This window comes from Paracoccus zhouxuedongae (assembly GCF_041927815.1).
Lineage (GTDB): Bacteria > Pseudomonadota > Alphaproteobacteria > Rhodobacterales > Rhodobacteraceae > Paracoccus.
In genome coordinates this window covers 24399-47156 of sequence record NZ_JBHFHM010000015.1, presented here as the reverse complement: position 1 = coordinate 47156, position 22758 = coordinate 24399, and the positions used below count along the sequence as shown (strand labels likewise).

Genomic DNA, 22758 nt, shown 5'->3' with positions numbered 1-22758 from the left:
AGGTTGCTCATGATCCAGTCTCCTTGCGGAGCGTGAATCAGGCCGCATCCAAAAGATCAATGGGTCCTGACCCTAGGACCAAGGCGACAAGGCGAGGACAAGAAGCCCGTGACCGACCCCCTGCCCCTTTTGCGCCGGACTCTGCGCACCATTGACCTGGCCCGGCACTGCCCCGGCGCGGGGTTGGCGGGGCATGTGATGGATGTGCTGCCGATTGGCGCCGGGCTGGCGCGGATTTACCTGAACCCCGGCTTTGCGGCGGAGGCCATGCCCGCCGCCGGCGCCGGCGATGTGGTCGCCGCGCGCATGATTGCCGGATCGCCCGCCATCGACCTGCGCATCGCGCCGGGCGCGGATCACGTCACCCTGCCCGGCTGTGATGCGCCGCTGCCCATCACCGCGGGTGAAGGCGCGCTGTTTGCCGGGCGCAACGTGTTGATCGGGCATTGCAATGACGAACCGCCCGCTGTGATCCGCGATTGGCTGCTGTGGCACCGCGATCACCACCGGGCCGAGGGCGCGGTCATCATCGACCGCTCGCCCCCCGGTGGCACCGATGCCCTGACCGCGGCGCTTGCGCCCCTGTGGTCGCAGGCCATCGCAGATGATCCCTCGGTCGCCGATATGCGGGTGGTGCTGGTCGATTGCGACCTGCCCCTGGGCCTGCCCGGCCACGGACCCGAGGCGCATCCGATCTATGCCCCCGACGCGCCCGGCAAGGACCGCATGACTGCGCCCGACCCGCAGCCCTGGCGCGCGCGGCTGGCCTATCCCTTGCTGTTCGACCTGATCCGCCATCGCTGGCTGGCCCAGGCCCGCGCCGTCGCAAATCTGGAACTGTTCGACCTGATCCCCGAACCCGCCGACGGCTTTTCGATCTTCGACCGCGCGCATGAGGTGCCGGGCGGCGTCGTGCCCTTGCTGGGCGAACGCGCCTACCCTTGGGGCCTGCGCAAGGGCGCCGATGCCGGTTTCGGTGATCACATCTGCCACCGCTTTGACGGTCGCCCGCATGACTGGCGCTGGTGTGCCGCCCCCGACCGCCTGCCCGAGGGAACGTTCTGGGTGATGCAGCGCATCCTGGGCAGCCGCCCGGTGGTCGCGCCCGAACCGTTCTGGCGCTTCATGGCGATCCGGCATGGCGATGGCGGCAAGGTCAGCCAGATCGTGCCCAAGACCAGCCTGGTGGAATCCCCCGACCTGCTGGCCATCGCCGATGCCTTTGGCGCGCGCCCGCTGCGCCAGCCCGCAGGCGCGCAAGCCGCGCCTGCCCCCGCCCCCGCGCCGCGGGGCAATCGCGTCTGCATCGTCACCACGATGAAGAACGAAGGCCCCTTCATCCTGGAATGGATCGCCTATCACCGCGCCATCGGCGTGCAGGACTTCCTGATCTATACCAACGATTGCACGGACGGCACCGACAGCTTTCTGCAACTGCTGGCCGACAAGGGCATCTGCACCTGGCGCGACAATCCCTATCGTGACAGCGGCATGAAGCCCCAGCACGCCGCCCTGGACGCCGCCAATGACGAGGCCATCGTCAAGGCCGCCGACTGGCTGATCTGCATGGATGTCGATGAATATATCGCCATCCATACCGGCGACGGCACGCTGGCGGCGCTGTTTGATGCGGTGCCTGCGGCCAACATGATCTCGCTGACCTGGCGGCTGTTTGGCAACAACGACATCGACGCATTCACCGATGGTCTGATCACCCAGGACTTCACCCGCTGCGCGCGCGAGTTCGCCAACAAGCCGCATCAGGCCTGGGGCTTCAAGACGCTCTATCGCAACATCGGGCTGTTTCGGAAAATGGGGGTGCATCGGCCCAAGGGACTGCTGCCGTCCTCGGTCGGGCGGATCAACTGGGTCAACGGATCGGGCAAGGCGATGCCGGAAAAGGAATGGCGCACTGCCTGGCGGTCGCATTCGGGAACCTATGGTTATGATCTTGTCTCGCTGAACCATTATGCCGTGCGGTCGACGGAAAGTTTCCTGGTCAAGCGCGACCGGGGCCGGGTGAACCATGTCGAACGCGATCAGGGCATGGCCTATTGGTTCCGCATGAATCACAACGTGGTTCAGGATGCGCGCCTGCACCGGATGCGCCCCGCCATCGAGGCCGAGATGGCGCGGCTGATGGCCGATCCCGACATTGCCGCCGCCCATCACGGCTGCGTGGCCGCCCATGCCGCCAAGATCGCCGAGCTGAAGCAGCAGCCGAAATACGAAGAGTTCCATCAAGAGCTGAACAGCGACCGGATGCGCAAGCTGGCGCGACTGCACGGGCATTTCGGGTCGGGCGTCTATCTGGCCGGACCCGAGGTGATCCCCGATGAGGTGCTGGCCCATGACCCCGAGGACGAGTTCTTCTTTACCGTCGATCATGTCGGGGAGACGCAGCATTGACCGGCCCTGAACGCCCCGACGTCGCCCGCTGGCTGGATGCTGTGGCCGCCCCCGTGACCCGGCTGGGGCTGTGGGGAGCGGGCGATCTGGCCCGCGATCTGGCGCGGGCCGCGCATCGGCGCTGGGGCTGCCGCGTCGATCTGATCGCGCTTGGCCCGGATGCCGCGCCCAGCGATGCCGCCGCCCGCGCCGCCGCCGATGACCGCGCCGCGCTGATCGCCGCCGGCCTGAACGAAGACCAGATCCGCATCGCCCCGCGTCTGGTCGATCTGCGCCCGATGGAGGCCGTGCTGGCCCCCGATGCGGCGCGCGCGGGCGATCCGCGCGTGCTCTTGCGCGCCCTGATCCGGCGCGGGTTGACCGACCGGGGCATCGTGCTGGCCGATCTGCCGCGCGGCGGAGGGATGCTGCCCTGGCTGGCGCAGTTCGGGCAGGCGCGCGCCCATGACGTGCAGGACGGCCCCGGCGGAGCGCGGGTGCTGCTGCGCTTCAACCTGGTGCCGCAGACGCCGGTCGACCGGCTGCGCCAAAGCTGGCGGCAGGGCACCAACAGCCTGACCGGCCCCGACGGTTTCGTGACCGAGGGCGATTGCGGCCATGCCATGCTGCACCGCCCCGGCAACCGCGACACGCTGATCGTCAGCTTCGACAATCTGGATTTCGTGGCCCAGGATCATTCCGAGGCAAAGCCCTGGGGCTATGATTTCGTCACCCGCAACGGCTGGTCGCTGCTGGCCACGATGGCGCCGGGCTGGACGTGGTTCCGGTCGGATTTCGTCAGCCAGTCCTTTGACCGGCTGCGGGATGAGGGGTTCTTTCGGCAATTCGACCGCGTGGTGTTTTACGGCGTGTCGATGGGCGGCTATGGCGCGGCGGCGTTTTCGGCAGCCTGCCCCGGCGCGGATGTGGTGGTGATGAACCCCCAATCCACGCTGGACCGCCGCCTAGTGCCGTTTGAGCGTCGCTATCGCCGCGCCTGGCATCTGGATTTCAGCGGCCCCTATGGCGATGCCGCGCAAGCCAGTGCGACCGCGCGCCGCGTCACGCTGATCCACGACCCGCATGAGCCGCTGGACCGCGCCCATGCCGCCCGCTTCACCGCGCCGAATGTGCAGCATCTGCACGCGCCTTGGCTGGGGCATCGCATGGCCTCGGCAATGGCGGGGATGGGGGTTCTGTCGCAGGTGGTGCGCAGCGCCATTGCCGGGGATATGGATCAGCCGCAGCTCAGCCGGATCCTGCGCGCCCGCCACGCGCTGCCGCGCTTTCAACTTGAACTGATGGACAAGGCCGAGGCCCGCCACCGCCCCGACCTGGCCGCCCGCATCGCCCGCTACGCGCTTGCCCAGGGCGGCGGCGCGCCGTTCCGCAGCCGCCTGGCCCGGTTGGGCGCCCAACCGGCAGCCGAAAAGGACCAAAGCCAATGAAGATTGCCGTTGCCGGTCTGGGCTATGTCGGCCTGTCGAATGCCTGCCTTCTGGCGCAGAACCACAGCGTTGTCGCGCTGGACATCAGCGCCGACCGCGTGGCGATGATCGGGCGCCGCGAAAGCCCGATCGAGGATGCCGAGATCAACGAGTTTCTGGCCAATCGCGATCTGGACCTGCGCGCCACGCTGGACCCGGCCGATGCCTTTGTCGGTGCCGATCTGGTGATCGTGGCCACCCCCACAAATTACGACCCGCGCAGCAATCGGTTCGATACCTCCAGCGTCGAAACCGTGCTGGCGCAGGTGCGCGATCTGGCACCGGGCGCGCTCGCGGTCGTGAAATCCACCGTGCCGGTCGGCTTTGTCACCCGCATCCGTGCCGAACTGATGTGGGACAATGTGATCTTCAGCCCCGAGTTCCTGCGCGAAGGCCGCGCGCTGTGGGACAACCTGCACCCCTCGCGCATCGTGGTGGGGGAAAAGTCCGACCGGGCGCGGGCCTTTGCCGATCTGATGGTGGAAGGCGCCATCCGCAAGGACATGCCGGTTCTGTTCTGCGGCCCGGTCGAGGCCGAGGCGATCAAGCTGTTTTCCAACACCTATCTGGCGCTGCGCGTGGCCTATTTCAACGAGTTGGACAGCTATGCCATCGCCCACGGCCTGAACCCGCGCGAGATTGTCGATGGCGTCTGCCTGGACCCGCGCATCGGCGATCACTACAACAACCCCAGCTTTGGTTACGGCGGCTATTGCCTGCCCAAGGACACCAAGCAGTTGCTGGCCAATTACGATCAGGTGCCGCAGAACCTGATCTCGGCCATCGTGGAATCGAACCGCACCCGCAAGGATTTCCTCAGCGATCAGATCGTGGCCCGCAATCCGCGCGTGGTCGGCGTCTACCGGCTGGTGATGAAGGCCGGGTCCGACAATTTCCGCGACAGCTCGATCCAGGGGATCATGAAGCGGATCAAGGCCAAGGGGATCGAGGTGATCGTCTATGAACCGGTGCTGAAGGACGATCTGTTCTTCAACAGTCGCGTGATCCGCGATCTGGACGCCTTCAAGGCCGAGGCCGACCTGATCCTGGCCAACCGCCAGACCGCCGATCTGGCCGATGTCGCGGCCAAGGTTTACACACGTGATTTGTTTGGGGTGGATTGATGATGACAGGTGCCGCGCGCGATAACGACCAGCAGGCGGAGGACGGCTGCACCAATGACGAGGTCGAGGCCGAGGAGAGCGCAATCGTGCGCGGCCAGCGCATCATCCCGCTTCGGGCCTTGCAGCGCGCCATGCCCTATTCGCGCAACGCGCGGCGGCGCGGCAGCCAGTTGTTGCCTGTGCTGCGGCGGCAATTGCTGAAAGACCCCATCGACACGATCGACGAGGTCGAGTTTCGCGTGGCGCGCTGCATCGCCATTCAGGCCGGCACCACCGACGTGCCGCGCACGATGAAGGTGGCCAACGCCCTGTCGGCCCGGTTCGGAAAGGAGATGGTGCAGGGGCCGCTGGCGCAGGCTCTGGTCCATCTGCGCGATGTGGACAAGGCCCGGCAACTTGCGATCCGCAACGCCAGTGCAGACTCCGATTCAGTTGAAGGCGAAGAGCATCTGGCGCGGCTGGCGATGCTGGACGGCGACCCCGCCGCCGGACTGCTGGGCTATCGCCACACGCTTAAGGCCGCCTGCTCGGCGGGCGACACGCGGGTGGTGCGCCGCTGCATCGACATCTTGATCGAAGGGGGGGAGTTCGACTGGCTGCGCCAGCACGCCCCCGCCGATCTGCTGGCCCAATCGCGGCTGGCGCAGTCCGAGGCCCTGGCCGCGCCCGATGGCACACTACCGATCCTTTGCCTGAACCTTGACAAGGATGCCAACCGCTATGAAACGACCGCCGCCATGCTGGGCGGTGGCGGCACGCTGGATCGGGTGCCCGGCGTGCTCGGCTCGCTGCTGCCCGTCTCGCAGCGCCGCCGCCTGCTGGGCGATGCAGAGGTCGTCATGAGCGCGGCCGAGATCGGTTGCGCCCTGAGCCATGTTGCAGCCTGGGAACGGGTCGCCGCCCGCGCCGATGACGATTACGCCGTGGTGGTCGAGGATGACGCGCGCTTCATCTATGGTCCCGGTCGCGGCACGGTCGAACTGCTGGCGGCGGCCCGCGCCGCGCAGGCCGATCTGGTGTTCGTCAACTGGCGCGCCTGCCTGGCCGCGATCCGCCAGCAGCCGCTGGCCGCGGGCGCGCCGCCCGCGTTGTTCCCGGTCGACGGCGCCTTCGCCCCCGAGACCATGATGACCAACCCCGGCTGGGGTGGCGACGGCTATCTGATCAGCGGGCGCGGCGCGCGGGCCCTTGTCGAGGCCTGGCGTGAGACCGGCCTTCTGGGCGCCCTCGATTGGCAGATGTGCCTGATGTGTCTGGCCCGCCTGCCCGAGGCCATGCGCATCAGCCACACCGCCATGGTCTTCGACGCCCTGACCCGGCGCGGCACCTGGCCGGTCTTGCCGGGCTTCACCACCAATCTGCCGATCATCCACACCCGCGATTTCGGCTTCAGCGCGATCAACGCTGGCTGACCAAGGCACAAGGAAAGACGCCATGACCCGACCCATCCTTGTCACCGGAAGCGCCGGTTTCATCGGCTTTCACCTGTGCCGCCTGCTGCTGGCCCAAGGCCACCGCGTCATCGGCATCGACAGCCATAACGATTACTACGACCCCGCGCTGAAAGCCGCGCGTGAGGCGCTGTTGACGGCGGATGGCAACTTCACCGCGATCCATGGCCAGGTCGAGGAACCCGGCCTTTTGATGGATCTGTTTGCGCGCGAACGCCCGCGCGCCGTGGTGCATCTGGCCGCGCAGGCCGGGGTGCGCTATTCGATCGACAACCCACGCGCCTATGTGCAGGCCAACCTTCTGGGCACGTTCGAGCTGCTGGAGGCCGCGCGCGCCCATCAGCCGGACCACCTGCTGATCGCCTCGACCAGCTCGGTCTATGGTGCCAACACCGACATGCCCTATCGGGAGATCGACAAGGTCGACACGCAGATGTCGTTCTATGCCGCGACCAAGAAATCGAATGAGGCGATGGCGCATTCCTATGCGCATCTTTTCGGCATCCCCACCACCATGTTCCGGTTCTTCACCGTCTACGGCCCCTGGGGGCGGCCCGACATGGCGCCCTATCTGTTCACCAGCGCGATCTTTGAGGGGCGGCCGATCAAGGTCTTCAACCACGGCGACATGAAGCGCGACTTCACCTATGTCGAGGATCTGGTGCAGGGGATCGGGCTGCTGATCGGCGCGGTGCCGGTGGTGGGCCAGCCGGTCGCGGGCGACAGCCTGTCGCCGGTCGCGCCGTTCCGGGTGGTCAATATCGGCAACGGCCAGTCGGTGCAGTTGCTGGATTTCATCGCCGCGCTCGAGGCTGCGGCAGGCCGCCCGGCGATCCGCGAGATGCTGCCGATCCAGCCCGGCGACGTGCCGGCCACCTGGGCCGACAACAGCCTGCTGCGGGCGCTGACGGGATACCGGCCGCAGACCTCGGTCAGCGACGGCGCGCGGGCCTTTGTCGAATGGTATCGCAGCTATTACAACGTCGCATGACCCGCGTCCTGTCGATCACCTCGATCCGCAATGAAGGCCCGTTCCTGCTGGAATGGCTGGCCTGGATGCGGATGATCGGGGTGAGCGATTTCGCCATCGCCAGCAACGACTGCCAGGACGGCAGCGATGCGATGCTGGCGGCGCTGGACGCGGCGGGGGTGGTGCATCACCTGCCCCACGAACCCACGCCCGGCAAGTCGATCCAGTGGCAAGCGCTGCAACTGGGCTGGCGGCATCCGGCGCGAAAGGCGGCCGACTGGGTGATGATCTCGGATGTGGATGAGTTTCCGGTGATCCATGCCGGGGCGGGGCATCTGGCCGACCTGTTCGCCGCGATCCCCGACGGCACCGAAGCCGTCGCGATGCCGTGGCGGCTGTTTGGCCATGATGGCCGCCTGACCTTCGAGGACAGCCCCGTCACCGCGCAATTCCTGCGCTCGGCCCCGCCCGATGTGCAACATCCGATCGCCGCGACGTTTTTCAAATCGCTGTTCCGCCCCGCTGCGGTTGCGCGGTTTGGGGTGCATCGCCCGCGCCAGCATCCCGACCGTCCGGCCCCTCTGTGGGTCGATGGCAGCGGCCGGCCCCTGCCCCCGCATATCGCGGGCGACGGCGGGCGGATGTCGCTGCTGGGCACCGGCCCGGCGCGCGATCTGGTCGAGATGCACCATTATTCCACCCGCTCGGCCGAGGCGTTCCTGGTCAAGGCCGCGCGTGGCCTGCCCAATCGCCGCCACAAGGCGGTCGATCTGCACTATTGGATCGAACGCAATTTCAACAGTGTCGAGAACACCGCCGCCCTGCGCCATCAGGACACCCTGGCCCAGGGGATCGCCGCGCTGAAGGCGCTGCCGGGCGTGGCCGATCTGCACGACCGCGCCGTCGCCTGGCACCGCGACCAGATCGCGCAGGCGCTGCGCAGCCCTGACAGCTATCGGCTCTTTGGCGCTTTGTGCCACGCGGCGGGCTCTGCCGTGCTGCCGCCCGCGATGGAACGCCGGCTGCTGATCCTGTTCGGTCAGCTTGACCGCGACGAATGACCCGTCACAGCCACTTCTTCCACTTCAGGAACAGCCAGGTCAGCACCGCCGAAGCCAGCATCGCCCCCAGCGAGGCCGGATAGCCCCAGCTTTCGTGCAGTTCCGGCATGACATCAAAGTTCATCCCGTAGATCGAGGCGATCAGCGTCGGCGGCAGGAACAGCGCCGCGACCACCGACAGGATCCGCACCGTCGCGTTCTGGCGAAGGTTGATCATGCCCATCGTCGCATCGACGACAAGCCCGACACGGGCCGACAGGAAATCGGCGTGAACCTCAAGCGATTGCAGGTCGCGGCTGTGCATCTTGATGGCCTGACGCAGCACATCGGCCTCGGGGCGGTGATCGACATTGGCGCCATAGAACGACAGCGCGCGCGACAGCGACAGGATCGCCAGCCGCACGCGGCTGTTCAGTTCCGATTGCTGCCCGACCAGCCGCAACGCTTGTTGCAGGGTCTGGTCGTTTTCCTTGGAATCGTCGTCGAACACCCGCCGCGCGGTCTGGTCGATGACGCGGCCCGCCCCCTCCAGAAGATCGGCCAGACGCGAGATGATTTCCTCGATCAGGCCCAGAAACAGCCGGTCTCGACTGCCCGAACCGGTGGTCGAGCCTTCGCTGCGGTCGGGGAAGGTGTCGAAGGGGCGCGGCGCGTGGTGGCGCACGGTCACCAGCCGTCCAGGCGCAAGGATGAACGTCACCGGCCCCGAAACTGACACCCCGTCCGGCGTCTGCCCCGGCAGCACCACGGTCAGCACATCGCTGTCTTCCTCGTGGTAAAGCCGGTTGGAAATCTCGATTTCTTCCATGTCCTCAAGGCTGGGGACGTTCACGCCAAGCGCCGCCACCGCCGCGATCTGGACGGGCATCGGGCGGTAAAGGTCGATCCAGATTGCCTGCGACAGATCGGCATCGGGCGGGATCGGCATCAGGCCGCGGGGTGCGGGACGATAGGCGCGCAGCATGGGAAACCTTCGGCGGTGACGGCTTGCCGCAAGGAAGCCTGATCGGCGTGCAGGTGCAACCCCGTTCTGCGCCCCTGCACGCGCTTGATGCGCGGCGGGCCACATATTAGGTTCCAACGATATATCCGCCCGATCACCAAAAGGATCGCCCGATGTCCGCCCAGACCCTGCCGCCCACCCCGCATTGCGCCAGCATTCCCGCCGACGAGATGGTAGAGAACGCCCAGGAGGCCGCGCAATTCCTGAAGGCCTTGGCGCATGAAGGGCGGCTGATGATCCTGTGCCATCTGTCGTCAGGCGAAAAGTCGGTGACGGAACTGGAACATCTGCTGCAATCGCGCCAGGCCGCCGTCAGTCAGCAGCTTGCGCGGCTGCGCGCCGAAGGGCTGGTCGGCTGCCGCCGTGACGGCAAGGCGATCCATTATTCGCTGACCGACCCGCGCACCGCGCGGCTGATTGGCGTGGTCCATGACCTGTTCTGCGGCCCCAAGGGCTAGGCTGGGCCGGGCGGCACCACCCGGCCCGCGGCCCAATCAATGCCCCAGGATCTGCGACAGGAACAGCCGCGAGCGTTCAGACTGCGGGTTGTTGAAGAACTCTTTCGGGGTGTTCTGTTCGACGATCTGGCCCTGATCCATGAACACCACGCGGTTCGCGACCGCCTGGGCAAAGCCCATTTCATGCGTCACGCACAGCATGGTCATGCCTTCCTCGGCCAGGTTGATCATGGTGTCCAGCACCTCCTTGATCATCTCGGGGTCAAGGGCGCTGGTGGGTTCGTCGAACAGCATGATCCGCGGCTTCATGCACAACGCCCGGGCGATGGCCACGCGCTGCTGCTGGCCGCCCGACAACTGGCCGGGGTATTTGTGCGCCTGATCAGGGATCTTGACCTTTTCCAGATAGTGCATCGCGGTGTCGACCGCTTCCTTGCGCGGCACCTTGCGCACCCAGATCGGCGCCAGCGTGCAGTTTTCCAGAATGGTCAGATGCGGGAACAGGTTGAAATGCTGGAACACCATCCCGACTTCCGACCGCACCTTGTCGATATTCTTCAGGTCGCTGGTCAGCTCGATCCCGTCGACGATGATCTGGCCCGACTGGTGTTCCTCAAGCCGGTTGATGCAGCGGATCATCGTCGATTTCCCCGACCCCGAGGGGCCGCAGATGACGATGCGTTCGCCGCGATGCACGGTCATGTTGATGTCGCGCAGGACATGGAACTGACCATACCATTTGTTCATGTTGGTGATCTGGATGGCGACCTCGTCGCTGACGGCCATATGGCTGCGGTCGATCTTTCGGTCGAAATGCGGTTCGGACATGGCGGTTTCCTTAGCGATGGTCGCGCTTGAGCTGGCGTTCCAGATACATGGCGTAACGGGACATGCCAAAGCAGATGAGGAAGAAGATGGCGCCGACAAAGATGAACGGCTCCCAATAGATGCCTTTCCAGGCGAAATCGGCGCGCACGGTATCCGACATCGCCTTCAGCGGGTCGAACAGGCCGACAAAGACCACCAAAGTGGTGTCCTTGAACATGCCGATGAAGGTGCCGACGATGCCGGGGATAGAGATCTTCAGCGCCTGCGGCAGCACGATCAGCCGCTGCGCCTTCAGATAGTCCAGACCCAGGGCATCGGCGGCCTCATATTGGCCGCGCGGCAGGGCAGCCAGGCCGCCCCGGATCACCTCGGCGATATAGGCCGAGGCGAACAGCGTCACCAGGATCATCACCCGCAGGATGATGTCGAAGTTTGTGCCCGGCGGCAGGAAATAGTTCAGCAGCAGCGAGGCGACGAACAGCAGGGTGATCAGCGGCACGCCGCGGATGAACTCGATGAACATCACCGCCAGCGATTTCACCAGGAACATGTCTGACCTGCGAGCAAGCGCCAGGACGATGCCCAAAGGCAGGGACATGACGATGCCGCCGACGCCCAGGGTGATGGCGAGCAGAAAGCCCCCGAACTGGCGCGATTCGACATAGGTCAGATCCAGCGGCAGCGCGTTGCGCAGCGCGGCGGCAACCGGGCCTGCGGCATAGAACCACCAGATCAGCGTGGCCGCGATGCCGACGATGATCGCCAGAAGGCTGCCGGTGCCGACCACCAGCCGGAACGCCAGCCAGCCGACGACAAAGCCCGCCAGCACCGACAGCACCGTCCAGGCGCTGCCGCCCCATTGCAGCCAGATCGCCAGCGCCGGGAACAGAAGCGTAAAGACCAGCGCCCAGTCGGGCCGCAGCAGCGCCAGCAGGCCAAGCGCCGCCATTACCACCGCGCAGGCGATGACGATGGTCATCGGCGTGCCAAGTGCCGCCATCGCCGCCAGCGACATCAACGCGCCCGCGATCACGAGGCCCTGCCGCAGCCGGGCCTTGTCGTAGAACAGCACCGGGGCGATGGCGATGACCAGAAGCCCCCAGACCAGCAGCGGACGCCAGTAAAGCTCGGGCGGGTAAAAGCCGAAGGCGAACTGGTGCCAGCGGGCGCGGATCACCGCCCAACAGGCCCCGGTCGCGCCCTCGCCCCAGCGGTCGGTGATGATCTGGCGGCATTCGGCCAGCGATTCCGCGCGCCAGACGGAATGCGCGAACCAGGGATAGAAATGCGTGACCAGAAACCAGACGATCAGCAGGCCGATCAGCGTCAGCGCCACATTCAGCGGCGTGGCGAACAGGTTTTCACGCAGCCACCGCACCGCACCGCCTTGCCCTGCGGGCGCGGGTTGCTGGGGCATCATCGTGTCGCGGACATAGGCGACGGTATGGGCGTGGGTGTCGCTCATCCTTACCGCTCCTTCAGTTTGACGCGGTTGTTGTAGATGTTCATCACCGCCGAAATGGTCAGGCTGATCGCCAGATAGATCAGCATCATCAGCAGGATGGCCTCCATCTCGCGGCCGGTCTGGTTCAGGGTGATGCCGCCCAGCGTGCCGCGCAGGTCCATGTAACCCACGGCAATGGCCAGCGAACTGTTCTTGGTCAGGTTCAGATACTGGCTGATCAGAGGCGGAATGATGACGCGCAAGGCCTGCGGCAGGATCACCAGCGACATGGTGCGACCGGGGCGCAGGCCCAGGGCAAAGGCCGCCTCGGTCTGGCCGCGCGACACCGCCAGGATGCCGGCGCGCACGATTTCCGCGATGAAGGCGCCGGTATACAGCGACAGCGCCAGCCACAGCACGACAAAGGCGTTCGACACATTGGTGCCGCCGGTAAAGTTGAAGCCGCTGATCGCGGGGGCGTTCAGGTGAAAGCCAAGCGCCAGCAGCACCGCCGTCACCGGCCCAAGGATCGCCAGCGCCGAGGCCCACCAGGTCACCGGGCGGGTGCCGGTCGCGTTCTGGATGCGGGTGGCGCGGGCGCTGATCGCGCGGTGGATCATCCAGCCGCCGATCAGCGCGGCCAGTGCCGCCACCACCGACAGCGAGATCGGCATCAACGGCGTATCGATGGTGCCCAAGGGGCGGTCGAACGACACCGAGGGGATCGCGGTATAGCGGTTCGTCGGCGCGACATGGTCGAACAGGATCATCGAGGCCGCCGCCTCACCCGTCTGCGGGTTCGGGCGATAGGCGTTCGGCGCGGGCATGATGTCGGTAAAGATCGCCAGTGCGACCAGGATCCACAGCAGCAAGGGCACGTTGCGGAACACTTCGACATAGACCGTCATCAGCCGGGCGATCAGCCAGTTCCTCGACAGCCGCAGGACGCCCACCAGAATGCCGATGACCGTGGCCGCGATGCAGCCCAGGAACGAAATCCACAGCGTATTCAGCAGCCCGACCAGCAGCGCGCGGGCATGGGTGCTGTCGTTGGAATAGGGGATCAGCGTCTGGGCGATGTCATAGCCCGCCCGGTTGCCCAGGAAGGAAAAGTTGAAATCCTTGCCCAGCACCCGCAGGTTGGTGATGGTGTTGTCAACCAGCCAGACCAGCCCCATCATCGCCAGGATGAAGACCACGACTTGAATGGTCAGCGATCGGTAGCGGGTGTCATAGATCAGCTGGCTCAGCCGGAAGCCTTGCTCCGGTGCGCCGGTATGGCGTTGCATGGTGCATCCCCTGTCCCCCCAGCCGCGCGGCTTTTACCTTGTCGCGTCGGGCATGGCGCCCCGCCGGGGTTTGTCTGTCATCGTCATGAAAAAGGGGGCGCGGCGAACCGCACCCCCCAAAGCCATCCTTAGCGGAAGGGCATCGCATACATCAGGCCGCCCTGGGTCCATTGCGCGTTCAGGCCACGCGCCAGACCGATCGGGGTCTGTTCGCCGATGGTGGCGGCGAAGATCTCGCCATAGTTGCCGCCAGCGGCAATGGCGCGCTTGGCCCATTGCGCGTCCAGGCCGATCTTGCTGCCCAGATCGTCAGTGGTGCCCAGCAGGCGCTGAACCTCGGGGTTTTCCGAGGATTTCGACAGTTCTTCGATATTGGCCGAGGTCACGCCGTATTCTTCGGCGGCAACCAGCGCATACAGCGTCCAGCGGACGATATCGGCCCAGTTGCTGTCGCCATGGCGAACGGCCGGCCCCAGCGGCTCTTTCGAGATGATCTCGGGCAGGATGATGTGATTGGCCGGATCGGCAAAGGCCGCGCGCGTGGCCGCCAGGCCCGAAGCGTCGGTGGTATAGGCGTCGCAGGCGCCCGCCAGATACTGCTGTTCACCCTCGGCATTGGTGTCGATCGGCACCGGCTGATAGGTCATGTTGTTGGCCTTGAACCAGTCGGCCAGGTTCAGCTCGGTCGTGGTGCCGGTCTGGATGCAGACGGTGGCGCCGTTCAGTTCCTTGGCCGAGGAAATGCCCAGATCCTTGCGGACCATGAAACCTTGGCCGTCGTAATAGTTGACGCCGATGAAATCCAGTTTCAGGTCGGTGTCGCGCAGGAAGGTCCAGGTCGAGTTGCGGGCCAGCACGTCCACTTCGCCCGAGGCCAGCGCGGTAAAGCGGGTCTGGCCGGTGGTCGGGACGTATTTCACCTTGGCCGGGTCGCCCAGCACGGCGGCGGCGACGGCCTTGCAGATGGCGACGTCAAAGCCGGTCCAGTTGCCGTTCGCATCGGGCGCGGCAAAGCCGACCAGGCCGGTGTTCACGCCGCAGTTCAGCATGCCGCGGGCCTTGACGTCGGCCAGCGTATCCGCCGCGGCGGCACCGGCGAACAGACCGACAGCGGTCATGGCGCCGATGAAAATCGACTTGTTCATGTGTCTTCCTCTCCTGTTGCGGGCCTGTTTGGCCAGGCCACGATGTCGGCGCGGGGCCGGTTGTCAGCAGCGGCTGCGCACAGCCGATGACAGGCATGTGAACCCAAGCCCGCGCCAGCGTCAAGCCTTGGCAGGCGGATTGTCCCGTAACAATGCCAAAAGCCGGGCGGCGCGGGCATGGGCGGCGCGCTTGACCTCGGCGGCCTCAACGGCCTCGTCGTCGCGACCCCAGCGTTCGGCCTGCCAATCCTCGTCGATGCGCGACAGATGCCAGGCCTGATCGGCGCCAAGGCGGCCGTCGAACACCGCAAGGCCCAGCACCAGCGATCCGGTCAGCGCCACCAGATCATGCAGCGCCGTCAGATCCCAGGGCGACATGGCCGACAGCCGGGCGGCATAGCCCGCAAGGCTGGCTGGCGGCTGCGCGTGGGGCAGCACGCCCGGCCCCGCGACCAGCGGCAGGCCTTGCGCGGCACACCAGTCCAGCAGCGGGTTCCAGCCCTCATCCTGCCGCGCAATCAATTCCGGCTCGTCGCTGGCGCGGTGGCAGATCAGGTCGGTTTCGGCATAGGCGGCCAGCATCGCCGCGACCTCGGGCGCCTGGATGGTCACCTTGTCGATGGCGGCATTGGCCGCACGGGTCAGCGGCATCGATTCGGGGTCGATGACCTGTTCCTGCGCATCCCATTCGGCGGCGATGGCGGCGGCCAGCGCGCGCGTCGGCACCACCAGCGGGCGCTTGGCCGGGGTCTTGACGGGTCTGCCATCCAGCGCGACGCCAAAGCCCGTGTCCGCCGTGGTCACGCTTGCCTTGGTCCAGAACCGGCGGGCCTTCCATTCGCTGCTCATGCCGTCATCTCCTCGATCCGGGCGGTCAGGGCGGCGAAATCGGCGGCGACGGCCTCGGCCCCTGCCCCGGTCAGCGCGGCGGCATCGTGATAGCCCCAGGCCACGCCCAAGGCGCGCACCCCGGCGGCCCGTCCCATCGCCATGTCATAGCTGGTGTCGCCGATCATCGCCGTGCGCTCAGGCAGCGTGCCGGTTTCCGACAGCGCCGCCCGGATCATCCCCGGATCGGGCTTCGAGGGGTTGGTATCCGCGGTTTGCCGCGTCACGAACAGCCCCTGCCAGCCATGCGCCGCGATCAGGTGGTCCAGACCCCGGCGCGACTTGCCGGTCGCCACCCCAAGGATCACGTCGTCACGCGCCGCCAGCCGCGCCAGCCCTTCGGCCACGCCGGGATAAAGCGGTGCGGGCGCGCTGTCGCGTTCGATGCTGAAATGCGCCTTGTAGGCATCGACCAGCGCGGCCTGGGTGGCGGCATCCTGATCGGCGGCCAGCCGCGCCATCGCCTGCGGCAGCGACAGGCCGATGATCGACCGGGTGGCTGCGGCATCGGGCGGGGCCAGCCCGGCGCCCGCAAAGGCGCGGTTCATCGTGGCCACGATCAGATGCTGGCTGTCGACCAGCGTGCCGTCGACGTCAAACAGGATCAGGAACATCAATCATCCTCGAACGGGTCGATGGGGGCGTCGTTTTCATGCCAGCCCACGGTCTTCCAGGTGCGTGCCATGTGATCGGGCAAGGGCGCGGTGATGGTGATGCGGTCCTTGGTGATCGGGTGATCGAAACTGATCTGGCGGGCGTGCAGATGCAGCTTGCGGCTGATCTCGCCGCCCAGTTGCGCGCCCCAGCCATCGCCCATGTTCACCTGACCCGACCCCCCATATTTGCCGTCACCGACGATGGGATGGCCAAGCTCCGCCATATGGACCCGCAACTGATGGGTGCGCCCGGTGATCGGCACCAGACCGACCCAGGCCGCGCGGGTGCCAAGCGCGTCGATCACCGCGTAATCGGTTGTGGCGCGCTTGGCGTCGGGGTGCTGATCCATCTTGGCGGGGTGGATGGCGATCATCTTTTCGGCATCCCGCCCCGGTGCGCGCTGGATGCCCCAACGCAGCGTGCCCTTGCGCGGGCTGGGCAGGCCCGCGACGGCGGCCCAATAGATCTTGCGCGTGCTGCGTGACCGGAACGCCTCGGACAGCGCCCGCGCCACCCGGTCGGTGCGCGCCAGCAGCAGAACGCCCGATGTGTCCTTGTCCAGCCGATGCACCAGCTTGGGACGTTCCTTGTAGCCGAACATCAGCGCCCCGGTCAGGCCGTCGACATGGCGCAGCCCCTGGCCGCTGCCGCCCTGACTGGGCAGGCCCGCAGGCTTGTTCAGGGCGATGATGTGCTGGTCCTTCCACAGCACGGCGGCCTGGATCATCGCCTCGTCCGACCGGTCGATCCGCGGCTCGGCCTTTGGCGGCGGCGCGTCGGGAAGCGGGGGCACCCGCACTTCGGCCCCCGGCGCCACGCGGTCACTGGCCTTCACGCGGCCGCCATCCACACGCACCTGCCCGGTGCGGCACAGCTTTTCCACCGCGCCCTGCGTCAGTTGCGGAAACTTGCGCTTGAGCCAGCGATCAAGGCGCTGCTCGCCCTCATCCTCGGTCACGCGGATCATTTGCACGCTCATGCGTAATACCCCCGCGCCAGCCACAGGCCGGCGATCAAAGCCCCGATCGACAGGCCAAGACTGCCCGCCACATAAAGCGCCGCCAGCCCCGGCTGGCCGCGTTCCCACAATGCCACCGCATCCAGCGAAAAGGCGGAAAAGGTGGTGAAGCCGCCCAGCACACCGGTCATCAGCAACGGCGCATGGCGCATCGCGCCGCGTTCGGCCAGCACCACGACCAGCACCCCCATCAGCAGCGAGCCGATGACATTCACCGCCAGGGTCGAGGCCGGGAAGCCCGGCCAGCGTCGCCCCAACAGATTGACGCCATGGCGCGCCACCGCCCCCAAAGCGCCGCCAAGCGCCACCTGAACCACCGGATACATCATCGCGCCGTCATGGCCCCCCACGCCGCGCCCGTCAACCATCGCGCTGACGCTTGGCGCGCAGTCCCGCAAACCAGTCGACACGCTTTTTCAGCTCGCGTTCAAAGCCGCGATCGACGGGCAGGTAATAGACGGGGCGCTTCATGCCGTCGGGAAAATAGTGCTGGCCGCTGAAGGCATCCTCGGCGTCGTGATCATAGGCGTAACCCGCGCCATAGCCCTGTTCCTTCATCAGCGCGGTCGGCGCGTTCAGGATATGGGCCGGGGGCATCAGGCTGCCGGTCTTGCGCGCCTCGGCCCGCGCGGCCTTGTAGGCGGCATAGCCCGCGTTGGATTTGGGCGCGAGTGCCAGATAGATCACCGCCTGCGCCAAGGCGAGGTCGCCCTCGGGGCTGCCAAGGCGCTCGAACGTCTCCCAGGCTTGCAGGCAGACGGCCTGGGCCTGCGGATCGGCAAGGCCGATGTCCTCAACCGCCATGCGGGTGATGCGGCGCGCCAGATAGCGGGGGTCTTCGCCGCCCTCAAGCATCCGGCCAAGCCAATACAGCGCGGCATCCGGGTCGGACCCGCGCACCGATTTGTGCAGGGCGGAAATCAGGTTGTAATGTTCATCGCCGGATTTGTCATACTTCGCCGCCCGCCGCATCAGTCGTTTCGACAGCGCGTCCACGTCAAGGTTCTGCGACACCTTCCACGACAGCACCTGTTCGATCAGGTTCAGCGCCGCACGGCCATCGCCATCGGCCATCTCCAGCAGCGCATCGCGGGCCGCACCGGTCAGCGGCAGGGCGCGGCCGGTTTCCTGCTCGGCCCGCTGTGCCAGAAGCTCCATATCAGCCAGCGACAGCCGCGTCAGCACGATCACCTGCGCCCGGCTGAGAAGCGCGGCATTTAGTTCAAATGACGGGTTTTCGGTTGTGGCACCGACCAGCAGGATCGTGCCATCCTCCATATGCGGCAGAAAGGCATCCTGCTGGGCCTTGTTGAAGCGGTGGATTTCATCGACGAACAGCAGCGTCCCGCGCCCCTGGTCACGGCGCAGGCGCGCGGCGTCGAACACCTTGCGCAGCTCGGGCACGCCCGAGAAGATGGCGCTGATCTGGACAAAAGCCAGATCGGTATGGTCGGCCAGCAGGCGGGCAATGGTGGTCTTGCCCACCCCCGGCGGCCCCCACAGGATGATCGACCCCAGCGATCCGGCCGCCAGCATCGCCCCCAGCGGACCGTCATCGCCCAAGGCCTGCTGCTGGCCGATCACCTCGGACAGCGCACGCGGGCGGATGCGGTCGGCCAGGGGCCGATGGGCGGGCGCGGTGTCGCGCCGGGGTTCGGGTGTGTCGAACAGGTCGGCCATGATGGGCACAGCTTACCGCCCCGCGCGCCCTCCGGGAAGGGGCGCGGCAAGACCGCCGAACAGGCAGACCCTGCGGGGGCGGCGCGGCATCAGTGCATCTTGGCGGTCAGGTCGATCGAGACGCATTGATAATCGCCATCGTCGATGAACATCATCCGCCCGATCGCCTCGGCCTTCAGCCCGCAGCGGCCATACCAGCGCGGCCAGTTGCCCGCCGTCAGCGCGATCAGCCGGGTCGCGCCCAATTCGCGCGCCGCCCCGGTCATCGCCTCGACCATCTGGAAATGCACCTTGCGGCGATATTCCTGCGGGATGTCGTGGCTGACAAACACGCGCGAGCTTTCCCAGATATGGGCATCGACCGGCGCCTCGTCATACAGCAGATCCTGCGGGATCGACCCGCCCAGGATGCCCTTTTGCGCATCGCGGATCATGTAGCTATAGACGCCGCAGCGCGCCGTGGTCGGGGTCAGGCGGATGCCTGCCAGCACCCGGCCCAGGTCGTGAATGGCGATCCAGCGGCTTTGCGGGGTGTCATACTGGTCGAACTCCATGCCCATTTCCTCGGGCAGGTCCCAGTTTTTCTGGACGATGAAGCTTTGGCGTCTGGCGCGGAACAGATTGGCGAACAGTTCGCCGTGGTTGTGCAGGTTGGCAAAGGACAGCGTGGTGGTCTGCATGGTCGTTCTCCCGGTTCGCAGAGGCGCCCCCGGTTGCCATGCCTCGGACGACCTATAGCAACCGGTATTCCTTGGCCCGCTGAATGGCCTCGGCGGTGGTCCGGGCCATCAGCCGTTCCCGCGCCGACATCAGCCGGGCCTTGAACGCGCTTTCGGTAATGCCAAGCTTTGCGGCGGCCGCCGCATGCCGGTCGCCCGCGGCGATGCACCGCAGGGCTTCGATCTGAGCCTTGGTCAGGCTCTCCGGCGGCTGCGTCATGTCGTGCAGACGCCGAACCAGGGTCGAGATCTGGGTGATCTCGTCATCGTTGAACTCACGCGAGTCGCTGGCAAAGCTGGCGATGGTGCGAGAGGAAATGGGACCACAAGACACGGTCAGGCCGTATTTCAGACCGAAGGTGGCGGCTGCCCCCAGGATGTTGAACGGATCAGGCAGGGTGAAGTCCGACCAGCGGGTCGCGCCTTCGCTGCCAAAGCCCCAGGCAATCGTCGGGTCGCGCAGGGCATAGGCTTCGCGGGTGTAGTGGTCGCTCCAGGCTTGGGGGTAGGTCTGGAACTGCATCAGCGGCGCAGCGAAGCGGATGTGCAGGCCGATGAAATAGCCCGTCGGGGCCAGGCGGCCCAAGTGACGCAGTTCCTTGTTCAGTTCAGCGTGCACGAACATGACCTTTTAGACAAATTGCCTTAATCTGGAACAACCTTAAATTGAGCCGCAGCTAATGCGTCAAGGGGTGTTCCGCCCTTGACCCAAGGTAAAGCGAGGTGTGCGATGCGAGGAAAGCGGGGCGACGGCATGATGACCACGATGGATGCCGTTCTGTTGCGCCGGGATCTGGCGATGGCCGGTCCGAAGCTGGGACTGACGGGGGGCGATCTGGCCGAAATCGAATCGCGCCTGGCGCTGATCGGGGTGTTGTCCGGGGTCGGCGCTGACTGGGATCAGATGCCGCTGCCCGGCCAGGCACCGTCGCCGCGGGCCGACCAGCCGATGCTGTAAGACACAACCGAAAGCCCGCATCTACCCCCAGCCCCGGTCTCTTGGCCGGGGTTTCGTCTTGCCCGCAGACAGCCTGCGATGACCATGAAAGAGCCGCGGCCAAGATGGGGGTCGGGGCCGGCTGGGATCGGATCCCGCTGCCGGGTCAGCCGCCGTCGCTACGCGCCGATCAACCGATGCTGTAAGGCACGACCGAAAGCCCGCATCTACCCCGCAGCCCCGGTCCCTTGGCCGGGGTTTCGTCTTGCCCGCAGGCAGCCTGCGATGACCATGAAAGAACCGCGGCCAAGATGGGGGGCGGGGCCGGCTGGGATCACATCCCGCTGCCGGGTCAGGCGCCGTCGCTACGCGCCGATCAACCGGTGCTGTAAGGCATAGCTGACAAGCTGTACCTGCTTGCACCCCGGTCCCATGGCCGGGATTTCGTCTTGCCAGCAGGCGGCCTGCAACCGGCATGAAAAAACCCCGGCCAAGGCCGGGGTTCGATCATTCCGGGCGGGCCGGATTATTCTTCAGTCGCCTCGATGGACGATTCGGCCTCAAGACGCGCGCGATCGGCGGCACCTTTGGCGGACAGGTCACGGTCGACGAATTCGACGATCGCCATCGGGGCCATGTCGCCATAGCGGAAGCCGGCCTTCAGGATGCGGACGTAGCCGCCCTGACGGTCCTTGTAGCGCGGGCCAAGGATGTCGAACAGTTTCACAACGTCCTTGTCCTGCTTCAGCGCGGCGGCGGCCTGACGGCGGGCGTGCAGATCGCCGCGCTTGGCCAGGGTGATCAGCTTTTCGATGATCGGGCGCAGTTCCTTGGCTTTCGGCAGCGTGGTCTTGATCTGTTCATGTTCGATCAGCGACCCGCACATGTTCGAAAACAAGGCTTTGCGGTGTTCGTGGGTGCGGTTCAGACGGCGGTAGCCGCGGGCGTGACGCATGATGGTCTCCTATCGTGTTTTGCTTTGTCTGGCCCCCCATGCGTGCGGGGGACTCTCCTTGGGGCGGGATTGCCCGGTCGTTTTGGCGCATCACCACGGATGCACCGGATGTACACAGGCTGTACACAGCCTGTGCACCGATCGTTGACCAGCTCTTAGAACTGGTCCTCGAAACGCTTGGCCAGATCCTCGATGTTCTCCGGCGGCCAGTCCTCGACTTCCATGCCGAGGTGCAGGCCCATGCCGGACAGCACTTCCTTGATCTCGTTCAGCGACTTGCGGCCGAAGTTCGGGGTGCGCAGCATCTCGGCTTCGGTTTTCTGGATCAGGTCGCCGATATAGACGATGTTGTCGTTCTTCAGGCAGTTGGCCGAACGCACCGACAGTTCCAGTTCGTCGACCTTCTTCAGCAGCAGCGGGTTGAACTCCAACCCGTCTTCCGCATCCGACTTCGAGGCCGATTCCGGTTCCTCGAAATTGACGAAGATCGACAGCTGGTCCTGGATGATGCGCGCGGCAAAGGCCACGGCATCCTCAGGGCTGATCGAGCCGTCGGTTTCGACCTTCATCGTCAGCTTGTCGTAATCCAGCACCTGACCTTCGCGGGTCGGCTGGACCTCATAGCTGACGCGCTTGACCGGCGAATAGATCGCGTCGATCGGGATCAGACCGATGGGCGCGTCTTCCGGGCGGTTCTTGTCGGCGGCGACATAGCCCTTGCCGGTGTTGACGGTCAGTTCCATGTAAACCTCGGCGCCGTCATCCAGGTGGCAGATGACGTGATCGCGGTTCAGCACGGTGATGCCGTTGGTTTCCGAAATGTCACCGGCGGTGACGACGCCCGGCCCCTTGGCCGAGATCGACAGCCGCTTCGGACCTTCGACTTCCATCTTCAGGCGCACGCCCTTGAGGTTCAGCACGATGTCGGTGACATCCTCGCGCACCCCGGCGACGCTGGAAAACTCGTGCAGGACATTGTCGATCTGCACGCTGGTGATCGCCGCGCCTTGCAGCGACGACATCATCACGCGGCGCAGCGCGTTGCCCAGCGTCAGGCCGAAGCCCCGCTCCAGCGGTTCGGCGACGACGGTCGCCTGGCGGGCGGCATCGCCACCGGCCCGCACATCAAGCTGTTGCGGCTTGATCAGCTCGGCCCAATTCTTGTGGATCATGAGTTGGCCTCCATTCCAGTTCCCCGCTGATGTCCGCAGCCAAGGAACGCCCGAGGGTCATGCAAAAAGGCCGGGCCGCCCCGA

General features: G+C 66.1%; 22 protein-coding genes. 8 read left to right on the top strand and 14 right to left on the bottom strand.

The annotated features are described in order from the left end of the window. The first annotated feature begins 108 nt into the window (after positions 1–108). The 6 genes from ACEYYA_RS13990 to ACEYYA_RS13965 are packed head-to-tail and all read left to right on the top strand — an operon-like array spanning position 109 to position 8481. Positions 109–2409: a glycosyltransferase family 2 protein gene (locus tag ACEYYA_RS13990; RefSeq protein ID WP_374801534.1), complete on the top strand. Its 2301-nt coding sequence runs from the start codon at positions 109–111 to the stop codon at positions 2407–2409. Beyond that, on the top strand, positions 2406–3836 hold the full coding sequence (locus tag ACEYYA_RS13985) for a hypothetical protein (RefSeq protein ID WP_374801533.1): 1431 nt from the start codon (positions 2406–2408) through the stop codon (positions 3834–3836). Before ACEYYA_RS13990 ends, ACEYYA_RS13985 begins: the two co-directional genes overlap by 4 nt. Further along, positions 3833–4999 carry a nucleotide sugar dehydrogenase gene (locus tag ACEYYA_RS13980; protein ID WP_374801532.1) on the top strand — a complete coding sequence of 389 codons (1167 nt, stop codon included), beginning with the start codon at positions 3833–3835 and terminating at the stop codon, positions 4997–4999. Before ACEYYA_RS13985 ends, ACEYYA_RS13980 begins: the two co-directional genes overlap by 4 nt. Positions 5000–5001: 2 nt before the next feature. Continuing rightward, positions 5002–6411, top strand: coding sequence for a glycosyltransferase family 25 protein (locus ACEYYA_RS13975; protein WP_374801531.1), 1410 nt, complete (start codon positions 5002–5004; stop codon positions 6409–6411). 22 nt (positions 6412–6433) lie between these two features. After that, positions 6434–7441: an NAD-dependent epimerase/dehydratase family protein gene (locus ACEYYA_RS13970; RefSeq protein WP_374801530.1), complete on the top strand. Its 1008-nt coding sequence runs from the start codon at positions 6434–6436 to the stop codon at positions 7439–7441. Then, a complete protein-coding gene (locus tag ACEYYA_RS13965) occupies positions 7438–8481 on the top strand; it encodes a glycosyltransferase family 2 protein (protein ID WP_374801529.1) in 1044 nt (347 codons plus the stop codon). Before ACEYYA_RS13970 ends, ACEYYA_RS13965 begins: the two co-directional genes overlap by 4 nt. A 4-nt stretch (positions 8482–8485) precedes the next feature. On the opposite strand, the gene ACEYYA_RS13960 is transcribed toward ACEYYA_RS13965, so the two are convergent. Beyond that, on the bottom strand, positions 8486–9445 hold the full coding sequence (locus tag ACEYYA_RS13960; protein WP_374801528.1) for a magnesium transporter CorA family protein: 960 nt from the start codon (positions 9443–9445) through the stop codon (positions 8486–8488). A gap of 152 nt (positions 9446–9597) precedes the next feature. On the opposite strand from ACEYYA_RS13960, the gene ACEYYA_RS13955 reads away from it, so the two are divergent. Then, positions 9598–9942 (top strand): ArsR/SmtB family transcription factor, encoded by a 345-nt coding sequence (locus ACEYYA_RS13955; RefSeq protein ID WP_374801527.1) that lies wholly within the window; start codon positions 9598–9600, stop codon positions 9940–9942. 36 nt (positions 9943–9978) lie between these two features. On the opposite strand, the gene ACEYYA_RS13950 is transcribed toward ACEYYA_RS13955, so the two are convergent. The 11 genes from ACEYYA_RS13950 to ACEYYA_RS13900 all read right to left on the bottom strand — a co-directional run bounded on the left by ACEYYA_RS13950 (position 9979) and on the right by ACEYYA_RS13900 (position 20235). Beyond that, positions 9979–10770, bottom strand: coding sequence for an amino acid ABC transporter ATP-binding protein (locus ACEYYA_RS13950; protein ID WP_374801526.1), 792 nt, complete (start codon positions 10768–10770; stop codon positions 9979–9981). Positions 10771–10780: 10 nt separating this feature from the next. After that, positions 10781–12235: an amino acid ABC transporter permease gene (locus tag ACEYYA_RS13945; protein WP_374801525.1), complete on the bottom strand. Its 1455-nt coding sequence runs from the start codon at positions 12233–12235 to the stop codon at positions 10781–10783. Positions 12236–12237: 2 nt separating this feature from the next. Further along, entirely contained in the window at positions 12238–13503 is a 1266-nt protein-coding gene (locus ACEYYA_RS13940) for an amino acid ABC transporter permease (protein ID WP_374801524.1), read from the bottom strand. Between the two features lie 128 nt (positions 13504–13631). Beyond that, positions 13632–14648, bottom strand: coding sequence for an amino acid ABC transporter substrate-binding protein (locus ACEYYA_RS13935; RefSeq protein WP_374801523.1), 1017 nt, complete (start codon positions 14646–14648; stop codon positions 13632–13634). Between the two features lie 120 nt (positions 14649–14768). Continuing rightward, on the bottom strand, positions 14769–15497 hold the full coding sequence (locus ACEYYA_RS13930) for an ATP12 family chaperone protein (RefSeq protein WP_374801522.1): 729 nt from the start codon (positions 15495–15497) through the stop codon (positions 14769–14771). After that, complete coding sequence (locus tag ACEYYA_RS13925; protein WP_374801521.1) at positions 15494–16150, bottom strand: HAD-IA family hydrolase; 657 nt, start codon at positions 16148–16150, stop codon at positions 15494–15496. The genes ACEYYA_RS13930 and ACEYYA_RS13925 overlap by 4 nt, the downstream gene beginning before the upstream one ends. Beyond that, complete coding sequence (locus ACEYYA_RS13920; RefSeq protein ID WP_374801520.1) at positions 16150–17172, bottom strand: RluA family pseudouridine synthase; 1023 nt, start codon at positions 17170–17172, stop codon at positions 16150–16152. Before ACEYYA_RS13920 ends, ACEYYA_RS13925 begins: the two co-directional genes overlap by 1 nt. Further along, a complete protein-coding gene (gene crcB, locus ACEYYA_RS13915; protein ID WP_374801535.1) occupies positions 17169–17540 on the bottom strand; it encodes a fluoride efflux transporter CrcB in 372 nt (123 codons plus the stop codon). The genes ACEYYA_RS13920 and crcB overlap by 4 nt, the downstream gene beginning before the upstream one ends. Before the next feature lie 31 nt (positions 17541–17571). Beyond that, the gene (locus ACEYYA_RS13910) at positions 17572–18891 is read right to left on the bottom strand and encodes a replication-associated recombination protein A (protein ID WP_374801519.1); all 1320 of its coding nucleotides are present in this window, start codon (positions 18889–18891) and stop codon (positions 17572–17574) included. Between the two features lie 89 nt (positions 18892–18980). Then, positions 18981–19571 (bottom strand): acyl-homoserine-lactone synthase, encoded by a 591-nt coding sequence (locus ACEYYA_RS13905; protein WP_374801518.1) that lies wholly within the window; start codon positions 19569–19571, stop codon positions 18981–18983. A gap of 52 nt (positions 19572–19623) precedes the next feature. Further along, a complete protein-coding gene (locus ACEYYA_RS13900; protein ID WP_374801517.1) occupies positions 19624–20235 on the bottom strand; it encodes an autoinducer binding domain-containing protein in 612 nt (203 codons plus the stop codon). Positions 20236–20364: 129 nt separating this feature from the next. On the opposite strand from ACEYYA_RS13900, the gene ACEYYA_RS13895 reads away from it, so the two are divergent. Next, entirely contained in the window at positions 20365–20568 is a 204-nt protein-coding gene (locus ACEYYA_RS13895) for a hypothetical protein (RefSeq protein ID WP_374801516.1), read from the top strand. Between the two features lie 505 nt (positions 20569–21073). Here the strand turns inward: ACEYYA_RS13895 and rplQ are convergent. Next, on the bottom strand, positions 21074–21502 hold the full coding sequence (gene rplQ, locus ACEYYA_RS13890) for a 50S ribosomal protein L17 (RefSeq protein ID WP_374801515.1): 429 nt from the start codon (positions 21500–21502) through the stop codon (positions 21074–21076). Between the two features lie 155 nt (positions 21503–21657). Continuing rightward, a complete protein-coding gene (locus ACEYYA_RS13885) occupies positions 21658–22674 on the bottom strand; it encodes a DNA-directed RNA polymerase subunit alpha (protein ID WP_374801514.1) in 1017 nt (338 codons plus the stop codon). Positions 22675–22758 lie beyond the last annotated feature (84 nt).